We start from the raw sequence: 10761 nt of genomic DNA, 5'->3' as shown, positions 1-10761 counted from the left end.
GAATACATCCAGTATTCGGGCGTCCCTCCGCCTTGCGATGCACCGCGTCCGACGCCGCACGCTGATCCACCAGGGATTACGGGACAGCCCTTAGGAGCGGGTGGCGGTCGCGCAGCTGTTGCCCGTGGCCGTCGTGCCGTTGCTCGTGTCGATGGGCTTGCTGCGGTCGTACGGATCGACCCGGCGGGCCCCGTCGGCGGACTGCTCGTCGGCCGTACCGAAGGGCGGCACGAAGTAGCCGGTCGGGGCGGAGCAGCCGCCGTTGGTCATGTCGAGCGCGTACGAGACGAGGGACATCGTGCCCGGTTCGGTGATGACCTTGGCCGGGTCGTCCCAGTTCATCACCACCTGGCGCCGCACGATCGTACGGACGATCTCGGCGTCCCGCCCGTTGTCGCCCGCCGGGGTGACCGGGTACACGAAGGTGACGTCCGCCGTCACCTCGACCGCCCCCTGTTTCCCCTCCCGGTACGTGAGACGGCCGCGTGTCTTGACCACGTCACCGACCAGCCGGGTCTGTTCGGGCCGGAACCGGCTGAACAACAGCAGCGGGTCGGTTCCGCCAGTGGGGGCCGTCGACGACAGGGCGGTACGGAGATACTCCTGGACGTCCTTCTGGTGCGGGTTCAGCAGCGCGATCGCCTTCGTGGGCCGCTTGCCGCGCAGTACACGGGAGTTGAGCCCCGCGGCGGCCAGGAAGTCCCTGCTCTGCCACAGTGCCCGCTCCACCTGAGCGGCGTCCATCCAACCGGTCGCCCTGGCCGGTGGCACCGTGATCCCCGCCGCTCCGTCGGCCCAGCGGGCAGCAGGGGAACCCCGGAAGGGTTCGGCGAGGGTGGGGCGCAACTCCCGCTCGGCATCGGGAGCCTCCCGCGGGCGTTCCGACTCGGCGGCCATCGGCGCCCCGTCCTGCCCGCCGTCGTCGCCACCGAACCAGCCGACCACCTGCTGCGGGAAGAGCGCCACGACAAGGAGGGCCAGGACCGTGACCAGCCCGGTCACGTACCAGCCTGTCCTGCGCCGGGGCCGGGCGGGCGAGTACGTACGCCAGCCTTCCGGCTGCCCGGAGCGCTCCGGCAGCCGCCGCTCCACCTCACGGGCGCGCGCCGACGGCTCCACAGGTGCCCCGGCCGCACCCGTCACCGATTCATGGAGGAACCGTTCCCACTCCTCGTCGGACACGGACGACCCGTCCTGCCCCCCAGACCCGCTCACACCGCACTCCCAATTCTCGCTCAACTGCTCAACTGCTCAACGGCTCGATGGCTTGGCCGTCCGATGAGTTGACTGCGTACCGGCCTGTCGCAAGCCGCCCGTATGATCGCATGATCAAGCCGACGACCTGACGGGGCGGTGGGTGAAGTGTCATGTCGCCGCGCTGTTCGGCTGCGCGGGTGTGGGCGAGAGATTGGCGTTGCACCTGTCGGTCGGATGACCCTGCTGGTTCAGTGCTCGACCGGTGTTCTGACGTCGGTACCCGCACTGGCGAAGCTCACTGCCCGGCTGAGCCTCGTCCCGCCCCGTGTCAGGGGTGTCCCCGGCGACGACGCCGAACCCGACCGGGCCGCCGACGAGATCCATGCCGCCTCGACGGAAGACGATGCGCGTGCGGTCGACCGCCTTAGCGACCGAGGGCCTGCCGCACGGTCAGGTTGTAGTACTTCCGTAGCCGGTGCAGCTCCCAGGACGACAACACCGTCACCGACACCGGGGCGCCGAGCAGGAACACGATCCGGGCAAGGACGGGAACCTCGGCGTTCTCGTTGTTGATCACATCGAGGGCGGCCATCACCCACACCAGCAAGGTGGCGAGGATCGGCGGCAGGACCTCGTGGATGTCGGCGGTGCGGAACACGTGCATGAGGCAGAGCACGATTCCGTACAGGGCGAAGCCCAGCGACCACGCGCAGAGGGTGATGAGGACGACCATGCCGGGGGTTCCGATGGCGTCACGGAAGCCGGTGGTCTCCGGGTCGGGCGCGACGGCGAGGGGGAACGTTGCCATGGACCCCATCAGCGCCGCCACCGTCCCGAAGGACCTCAGGGACCGACGCAGGTAGAGCCCGCGCAGCGCACCCTGCGCGGCGAACGTGAACAGGGCGATCACGAAGGGGAAGGCGCACACGAGGACGAGTGTGCTGGTCCAGCTCTGGCTGAACTTGTCGCTCGCGACGGTCTCGACGCCCTTTGCGGTGTCGACCGGCTTGTACGACATGACCAGCACGAACCAGGCGGCGATGCCGAGCCCCGTCCGCCACATCTGGATCTTGCGCACCGTCAGGTCCTCGACGGCATCCGGGCGCGAGGGGCGGAAGGCCCGCTGGGCGGCGTAGAACGGGTTGTAGAAGCACTTGAGGATCCGCTGTCTGCGCGTCAGCGGCGGCCGGGGAGGGCGCGGGAACGGCGGCTGCGGGCCACCGCCGTGCGGCTGCGGCGGGTACGGGCCCCAGTTCTGCGGATGCCCCGGGTACCCCGGGTACCCCTGCGGGGGTACGGGCGTCGGCTGCGGCGGGTAGGGCCCCACGCCGGGACCGCCGGGGTACGGGGGGTGTCCGGCCCCGGGGTAGGGATGATGGCCGGGACCTGGGCCTGGCTGTCCACCGGGGCCGGGGCCGGGGCCGGGGCCGCCCGCCGGACCCCAGTGACCACTGCTGTTCGTACTCATGCCGCGTACCCCCGATGTTCGGTCTGCGCAGTGCGCGGCGCGGCTCGAACCGCCCGCCCAGCGTGCGGCGTGATCCTACCCATCGCGGAGGCCGAGAAGTGCGCGTTCCGTGGCCGCCCGTCGGCTTCCCGCGGTGGAGGAGGCCATGGGCGTCCAGGGCAAGGCCCTGCTGGTCCAGCTGAGTACCGTCTGCATGGCGGTCGACGATCTCGCCAAGGCGGTCGGGCGGAGCTTCCGAACGCACCCCGACGCCCCGGTCATGCTCGGCTTCCCTGGAACCGGCCCCGGAACCGGCACCCGGACCATGGCCGTTCACGGGACAGCCCCGGGCCTGCGGCCGACCGGCTCCCTGAGCATCCATCACGAGGGCTGCGGGCTGCCTGGAATCGGGGCGAAACATGGCGTGCGCGCAGCCAGGCGAACGGAGCCGGGCCCGGTGCCGGCCGGGGCTCAGCACACGACCTCCTCTGCCGCAGACCTGCGGACGTGACCCTAGAAGGGTTCCGCGGCCCGGAGGAGGTTCTGCGGAAGATAGGGGGATTCGACGCGGATGTCCCAGCCGCGACGGCGAGCGTGGCAGGCCAGGGCGAGGATATCGAGGTTGACGTAGGCGTCCGGATCGTCGGCGCGGTCGGCGACCTGGTAGTAGTCCCGGTGGGCTTCGAGCGCGTCGGCCAGAGCCAGGTTGAAGCTCTCCTCGTCGCCCTCCACGAGCTGCGACAACAACACGGCCGGTGGCATGGCGAAGCCCCAGTCCTTGGCCTTCTCGGCCTGCTGCAACGCCTGCTGCGCGGCCGGTTCGGGATCGGCACCCTTCAGGTAGGCGTGGAGGGCCTCCCGGTACGCGGAGAAGGCGGAGCCGTCCGGTTGCGCGAAGGCAGGACCGGTCAGGACCAGCGGGGCGAGGTCCTCGCGTTCACCCGTGATGAGGGCGAAAGCAGTGGCCAACTGCCAGTTGCCGCCGCCGGCCTTCTCGCCGCGCTCGGCCCGGTAGCGCAGGGCGCGGCCGTCGACGGTCACCTCGGCCTCGGTGCCCGGCTCCGCGAGGGCGAGGCGGAACAGGGCCGCTCCCGCCCGGGAGGCCAGCTTGAGGTTCGCGAGCTGGGCGTCCGTCACCTGGCCGGAGCCCGCCGCGCGCCACTTGAAGAGTCGGTCCTGGTCGCGCATGACGCTGCTGAGCCGCCAGACCGCGAGGGGTTCTCCGTCGCCGGGGGCGAACGCCTCCTGGACGTGCTTCTCGTACAGGACCTCCACCTGCTGGGTCATCGTCCGCTCACAGACCGGCCGCTCCACCACCAACGGGCCCGCGGTGAGCGCGGCGACCGCGTCCGGGCGCCGGTTCCGGCCGAACCCCGCGACCCGCGGGCCTCGGGCCTCGAAGCCGGTGATCAGAGCGTGCGGGAGGTAATCGGTGCGGGCAGCGGGAACCCAGCCCAGTGTCCGGTAGGCGAGCGCGGCGAGGGCGATGGGGACAAGCGGGAGGAGGGAACTCGGGGAGGCCGAGGGGCCGTGCAGGGTGGCGTGCCCGGCCAGGAGGTCGGCCAGCGCGGCATCGAAGGCCTCCCGGTCCTCTGCGGCCAGGGCGCGCAGCGAGCGCAGCGCCACGCTGTCCGGCCGGTCCAGGAGGGGTTCACCGGTCTGCCCGGCGCGGGTACGGATGCGGTCCAGGGCCGCGTCGATGGCGGCGATCTTGGCCTGTGCGCTCGGCGGGTACTCCTCGTCGTCGCCGGTGTCGTCCAGAACCACGGCCGTCAATCCGGTGGCCAGCTCGCCGACGGGCGTTCCCTGTGCCTGCCCGGCGAACTTCTGCCGGGCGAAGTGGAAGGCCTCGCCGTGCCACTGTGCTTTGTCCCTGAGGACCGACAGGCACAACGCGTCGATCCACTCCCCGGGCGTCACGTTCTCCTCAGGGGCGTCCTCGCCCGGCTCGTAGCTCATGCCGAAGTTCACGTAATCCAGGAACACCTGGAAGCTGCAGTGCGGGTGGTATGCGGCGTAGGCGACGGCGCCGGCAGCGGCTTCGGAGGCGTCCTTGAGGGCAGCCTTGGCTTCCGGAGTGTCGAGGTCGGGTATCTCCACGGAGAGGGCACCCAGGTAGTCGAGGAACTCGTCGGCGATTGACTGCCATTCGTAGGTGGCCATCCGGCCGGCCCGCGACATTGACCGCACTTGACCCCCGATCCGGTTGGTGAAGTCCTCGCGCGCTGCCGAAACAGCGGCCCTGCTTACCTGGTGACGCTCTATCCGCACTGTCCTGCTCCCTGATCGATTCCCTGCGGACAGCCTAAGCACGGGCTCTGACAGACAGCGGCTGCCGGGCACGGGGGCTCCAGCAGGGCCGGGTCGCGCCGGGCCGGGTCGCGCCGAGGGGCTTGTGGCGGGTGCGGCGGCGGTGCTGCGGACCGTCCCGACGACGGCGTGGTCCTGGACGACGCCGCGGACCGCGGCGCGGCCACGATCAGGGCGGCTCCCATCGACAGCCGAGTACGGCTCGGTCTGAACGGCCGGTCCGGCAAGTCCGGGCTTGGGGTTCCGGCCAGGGGGAGGCCGACGGCCGCGCCAGCACGGGGTGTGCGGGGCGATGCCGGGCGGGGAGGATGACCCAGGGGGCCGTACCTCGGCGGGGGCCGCACGAAGTCGTCCCGCATGTCGATGACCAGCAGCGCCGCTTGTTCGGGCCGTACGCCCGGCCACACCCGGCAGCCGGCCGATCTGCGCCGCTCCGTGCGGTGCAGATCGGCCGGTACGAGTTCCGGACCCGCCCTCCTACTCGGTGCGCAGGGCCGTGGCGGTTCGGGCCCTGGCGGCCCAGCCGGCGGGCAGGAGCGCACCCAGGGCGGCGATGAGCAGGCCGCCGAGTGCGAGCGGGAGCAGTTCGGCCGCGTGGTAGACGGCGATGACGGACGCGGGGAAGCGGAGTCCCGCGCTGTCGCCCATCGCGGGGATGACCCAGCCGTGCAGGACCACGCCGAGCGGCACGCCCAGAGCGCCCGCGACCAGTCCGGTCACGACGACCGAGGTGATGACCATGGCGATGGTCTGCCAGGGGGTCATGCCGAGCGCCTTGTGGACACCGATCTCCCGGACGCGCTCGCGGGTATCGAGCAGCACGCCGTTCAGGACGCCGAGCGCGGCGATGGCGACGAGCATGAGCGTGAGGATCGCGGACAGCGTGTTGAGCGTGACGACCATGTCGCCGCCGGCGCGGAGCCCGCCGGTTCTGGCGGTGGCTCCCAGCGGTTCCAGGTCCCTGTTCAGCGCGTCGACGTAGCCGGTCACGTCGGTGCCTGACGTGACCGCGATGTGATGGCTCGTCTCCGTCAGATCGGGATGCGCGGCCGCGAGGTTCGAGGCGTCGGTGAAGACCTGCATGCCGTCGTTACGGGGGTCGAGGACCTCACCGACGATCCGGACCGTGACCGGCTCGGCCAGGCCGCTCAGCGTGACGGAATCGCCGATTCGGGTGCCGGTGGCGGCCAGAAATGGGGTCGGGACCACGGCCTCGCCGGGCCTGTCGAGCCAGCGGCCCGAGACCATCGTGTAGCCGCCCCAGGAAGCGTCGCCGGTCAAGGCGATCACGTCGACGGTGCCGGTCAGGCCGGACACGGTCGCCCGCACCGTCGCGGCGCTGTAGTACTTCCCGGTTCCGGCCGCGGCCCGGATGGCCGCGGCGACTGCAGCGGGATCGGCCTTGGGCCGCTTCCCGGCATCAGGGCCTTGGGGGCCGAAGTCCGGCAGCGGCGCGGGCACGACGACATCGGCGGCGTCGTGGGCCTTGGCCTTCATCACCTGGCCGAGCGAGGCACCCATCCCCACGGTGAACGTGACGGCGATGGCGCCGAACAGGATCGCCGTGCCCATGGCCAGCGCACGGGCGGGCCGCGCGAAGGGCCGGGCCAGGCCCAGGGCGACCGGCTGCGGCAACAGCAGCCGTCCGGCCAGGCGGGCCGCCCACCGGCCGCGCCCCGCCGAAGCGGTGCGCCCGACAGCGAGCGCATCGACCGTACGCAGCCGGCCGGCCCGCCGGGCACTCGCCCACGCCGTCGTCGACACCAGGCCGAGCGCCCCGGCGATCACCACCAGGTCGACCCAGGGGGCGACGGTCAGGGACGACGTGCCGTAGGCCTCCTCGGTCTCGGCCAGTACGGGCACGGCGAGCAGGTGGCCGGCGAGGACACCGAGGGCCGTGCCGACAGCCGCCGGGATCAACGCCTGGCCCACGTAGGCCCGCACGACCTGGGCAGGCGTGAAGCCGACGGCCTTGAGGACGCCGATGCGGCGCGTTCCCGTGCCCACGGCCGCCGCGACGACGTTGCCGACGATGAGCACCGACATGACCAGACCCAGGACACCGAACGCGATGAGGAACGGGACGTAGAGGGCGGTGTCGCGCGCGGCACTCTTCTGGACCGTGAGCCAGGACTGTTCGCCGATGACCGCTCGATGCGGCAGGGATCGCGTCACGGCCGTTCCGCCCGCGGTGATCTGCGCGGCGGTGTCCGCGTCGGTGAAGCGGTAGAGCATCTGATAGCCGCCGCTGCCGGGCGCGGTGAGCGCCGGCATCTGGGCCGGAACCACCCAGGCGTCAGCGGTTCGTGTGACCGAGCGGGCCACACCGACCACCGTCAGCGTCGGACCGCCGGACGGCTGGGAGAAAGCGAACCTCCTGCCCATCGTCGGGATGAGCGAGGAGTCGGCGGACAGCGCGATCTCGCCGGAGCGCGTGGGCCACCGCCCTTCGAGCAGCACCACCTCGTCCACGTCCCGGCCGGGGTCGCCCCGCCCGACCACGGTCATCGGCCACCCCGGGCTCGCCTCGTCCGACCGCGGGGTGACCGTCGCCGTGCGGAACGGCCCGGCCGCACTGCTCACCTCTTCGGCATGCCCGGACTCCGACAGCTGCCCGGCACCCACCTTGCCCGCGTCGAACTGCACGGACAGATGCGCCCCGTGCCGCTCGGTGAAGGCGTTGTCGAACGGCGCGCCGGAAACCACGAGCAGCGAGCCGCCGAGGACGGAGGCGGCCACCGCCATCATCGTGGCGAGCCCGATCGCCAGCGTCTGCACCCGGCGTCGCCCCACCCCCGAGCGCACCACCTTGCCGAGCACGCTCATCGGACGGCCTCCGAGGAGGTGGCTTCCGCGGTGGCGGCTTCCGCAGTGGTGGCTTCTGTGGCGGCGGCCCGGAACCGGATGTCCTCGGTGATCCGGCCGTCGGCGATCCGGACCGTACGGTTCGTGCAGGACCGGGCCAGAGACAGGTCGTGGGTGACCACGACGACGGTCTGGCCCTCGGAGTTGAGGTCGGTGAGCAGCCTGCTGACGTCCTCTCCGGCGGCTGTGTCCAGGGCCCCGGTCGGCTCGTCGGCCAGGAGCAGCGCCGGCCGGTTCATCAGCGCGCGGGCCACTGCGACGCGCTGCCGCTCGCCGCCCGACAGCCGCCCCGGGTAGGCGCGGGCGTGCAGGTCGATGCCCAGCAGCTGAAGGAGTTCCGCCGCCCGGCCGTCCGCCTTGCCCCGCGCCATACCCGCCAGGCGCGCGGGCAGGACGACGTTGTCGGTGACGGTCAGATCGTCGAGCAGATTGAAGAACTGGAAGACCATCCCGATCCTGGACCGCCGGTAGAGCGCCGATCCGGCCTCGCTCAACCGGTCCACCCGCACGCCATCCACAGTGACGGTCCCCGTATCGGGCCGGTCCAGGCCCGCGATCAGATTGAGCAGTGTGGACTTGCCGCTGCCGGACGGGCCCAGGATCGCGACGGCCTCGCCGGGCTGCACAGTCAGCGACACCCCGTGCAGAGCAGGCGGGCCGTCGTCGTAGCGGCGGTTCACCTCGCGCAGTTCGATCAGCGGCATGGTCATGGAAGGCTCCTTCGGTACGGGCAGTTGGCTGCGTGAACGCTAGGAGCGAGCCGGGCCCGCACGCGTCGCCCGCCCGAACCCATTGCGGTACCACGTCGGGATGAGCCCGCAGAGACGTCATCCCTGCGATGTAGGCAGGTGATGTATCCGGAGCGGTGGCAATGACCACCAAGACGGACCCCGCAGGTCCGCGCCGCGGCGACAATGAACCGGTGATGAACGTACGCACCGGGGTGGAGCAGTTGCGGGATCTCGCCCGCCGCACGCTCCGCGACGCCAGGCTTCCGAGCGGTCCACCGCTGCACCCCACCCGGCGCGCCTGGCAGTTCGACGTGCTGGTGGCACTGGCACTCGGAATCGCCACCGTCTACTACGGCATCGACAACGTCGGCAACATCGTGGTGCGCGAGGTCGCGCCCGGCGTGGAGCACGTAGTGCCACGTCCGTCCGGCCCCGGCGGCATGGTCTTCATGGTGACCCTCGCGAGTATCGCCTCGGGCGCCGTGGCACTGCGCCGCCGCTACCCGCTCGCCGTGTTGTGCATCGTGACCGCCGCGACACTGGCGACACCGCAAAGCGTCCTGCGGCTGACCTTCTACGCGTTCGTCATCGCCGTCTACAGCGCCGCCGTGTACAGCCCGTACCGGGTGGCGACCCTGGGGGCGCTGCCGGTGTCGGTCGTCCTGGTCGGCACCGCGGGGGACTCGGTGACACCGGTCATCCCCAACGAGTACATCGCCCTGCTGATCCTGGCCCCGATGGCCGTCGCCGCCGTCGGCCTGCGTACCTGGAAACTCCGAACCGACGAGGGCCGCAGCCGGCTCTCCGCCCTGGAACGCGAACAGGCCGAGGCGTTGCGCCGGGCCGTCGAGCACGAGCGGGCCAGGATCGCCCGCGAACTGCACGACGTCGTCACGCACAACGTCAGCGTGATGGTCATCCAGGCGGGCGCCGCCCGAACGGTCATGAAGACCTCACCCGGGCAGGCAGCCGAGGCGCTGCTCGCCGTCGAAGCGGGTGGTCGGGCGGCCATGACGGAGCTGCGTCACGTCATGGGACTGCTCACCATGGCCGACGAGGACGGGGACGAGGAGCCGGACGCAGGTGCGGACCTGGCGGGCACGGCGGCGGAGCTGACCCCGCAGCCAGGCCTGGATCAGCTGGAGAGGCTGGTCGGACGGGTCCGGGACACCGGCCTGGCCGTCGACCTGACCGTGACCGGTTCGCCCCGTCCCCTCCCGCCCGGCCTCGAACTCGCCGCCTACCGCGTGGTCCAGGAAGCCCTGACCAACACCGTGAAGCACGCGTCCGGCGCCACCGCCGCCGTCACCGTCGAATACGGCCTGCAACAGCTCCGGGTGGAAGTCACCGACGCCGGAGGACACCCCGGCGAGGGTGCGAACGCCGGCAGCGGCCGGGGCCTGATCGGCCTCCGCGAGCGTCTCGCCGTCTACGACGGAACCCTGAACACCGGTCGGCGCCTGACCGGCGGCTACCGTGTGGAGGCCCTGATCCCCTTGGAGACACCGTGACCGATCCGCTGCGTGTGCTTCTCGCTGACGACCAGACCCTGGTCCGCACGGGATTCCGGATGATCCTCGGCGCCGCCGGCTTCGACGTCGTCGCAGAGGCGACCAACGGAACCGAAGCGGTCGAAGCGGTCCGCCGCACACGTCCCGACGTGGTCCTGATGGACATCCGGATGCCCGAGATGGACGGCCTGGAAGCCACCCGCCGCATCCTCACCGACGCCCCCGACGAACCCCGCGTGATCATCCTGACCACCTTCGACCTCGACCGGTACGTTTACGCGGCGTTGTCCGCAGGGGCCAGCGGCTTCCTCCTGAAGGACGTCACCCCCGAGCAACTGACCGCGGCTGTTCGCACGGTCCGCACCGGCGACGCCCTCCTCGCGCCCGCCATCACCCGTCGCCTCGTGCAACGCTTCACCCAGGGCGGCAGTGAAACCGCCGCCCTCCACCGCGACCTTGCCGCACTCACCCCGCGCGAACTGGAGGTCTTCGGCCTGCTGGCCCGAGGACTGAGCAATGCCGAACTCGCCACTCGTCTCCACCTCGCCGAGGCGACCGTCAAGACGCACGTCGCCCGTATCCTCGCCAAGCTCGGACTCCGCGACCGTGTCCAGGCAGTCATCGTCGCCTACGAGACAGGACTGGTCAGCGTCGGCGCCCGCGAGGCCACCCGACAGCCCACCGAGCAGACGTAGACCCG

Annotated in this window: 8 protein-coding genes; 3 read left to right on the top strand and 5 right to left on the bottom strand. The window is 71.5% G+C overall.

What is annotated here, in order from left to right; translation table 11 throughout:
- Positions 1–90: 90 nt before the first annotated feature.
- On the bottom strand, positions 91–1182 hold the full coding sequence (locus tag ACFYY1_RS41575) for a hypothetical protein (RefSeq protein WP_388595166.1): 1092 nt from the start codon (positions 1180–1182) through the stop codon (positions 91–93).
- A 439-nt stretch (positions 1183–1621) separates the two neighbouring features.
- Positions 1622–2524: a hypothetical protein gene (locus tag ACFYY1_RS41570; RefSeq protein WP_388595164.1), complete on the bottom strand. Its 903-nt coding sequence runs from the start codon at positions 2522–2524 to the stop codon at positions 1622–1624.
- 250 nt (positions 2525–2774) lie between these two features.
- Between ACFYY1_RS41570 and ACFYY1_RS41565 the strand changes: the two genes are divergently transcribed.
- On the top strand, positions 2775–3155 hold the full coding sequence (locus ACFYY1_RS41565; protein WP_388595162.1) for a hypothetical protein: 381 nt from the start codon (positions 2775–2777) through the stop codon (positions 3153–3155).
- Between the two features lie 2 nt (positions 3156–3157).
- Here ACFYY1_RS41565 and ACFYY1_RS41560 read toward each other — a convergent pair whose 3' ends face one another.
- From ACFYY1_RS41560 to ACFYY1_RS41550, 3 genes are all read right to left on the bottom strand, one after another.
- Positions 3158–4807, bottom strand: a complete 1650-nt coding sequence (locus ACFYY1_RS41560) for an immunity 49 family protein (protein ID WP_388595161.1) — start codon at positions 4805–4807, stop codon at positions 3158–3160.
- A 624-nt stretch (positions 4808–5431) separates the two neighbouring features.
- The gene (locus ACFYY1_RS41555) at positions 5432–7780 is read right to left on the bottom strand and encodes an ABC transporter permease (protein ID WP_388595160.1); all 2349 of its coding nucleotides are present in this window, start codon (positions 7778–7780) and stop codon (positions 5432–5434) included.
- A complete protein-coding gene (locus ACFYY1_RS41550; RefSeq protein WP_388595159.1) occupies positions 7777–8529 on the bottom strand; it encodes an ABC transporter ATP-binding protein in 753 nt (250 codons plus the stop codon). The genes ACFYY1_RS41555 and ACFYY1_RS41550 overlap by 4 nt, the downstream gene beginning before the upstream one ends.
- Positions 8530–8744: 215 nt before the next feature.
- Here ACFYY1_RS41550 and ACFYY1_RS41545 point away from each other — a divergent pair, with 215 nt between their 5' ends.
- Together ACFYY1_RS41545 and ACFYY1_RS41540 are read left to right on the top strand one after the other, a co-directional pair.
- The gene (locus ACFYY1_RS41545; protein WP_388595168.1) at positions 8745–10061 is read left to right on the top strand and encodes a sensor histidine kinase; all 1317 of its coding nucleotides are present in this window, start codon (positions 8745–8747) and stop codon (positions 10059–10061) included.
- A complete protein-coding gene (locus ACFYY1_RS41540) occupies positions 10058–10756 on the top strand; it encodes a response regulator (protein ID WP_388595157.1) in 699 nt (232 codons plus the stop codon). The genes ACFYY1_RS41545 and ACFYY1_RS41540 overlap by 4 nt, the downstream gene beginning before the upstream one ends.
- The last annotated feature ends 5 nt before the right edge of the window (positions 10757–10761 follow it).

The organism is Streptomyces sp. NPDC001890 (genome assembly GCF_042891445.1).
Classification (GTDB): Bacteria; Actinomycetota; Actinomycetes; order Streptomycetales; family Streptomycetaceae; genus Streptomyces.
The sequence above is the reverse complement of the archived record's forward strand: the minus strand, read 5'-3'. Positions and strand labels throughout refer to the sequence as shown.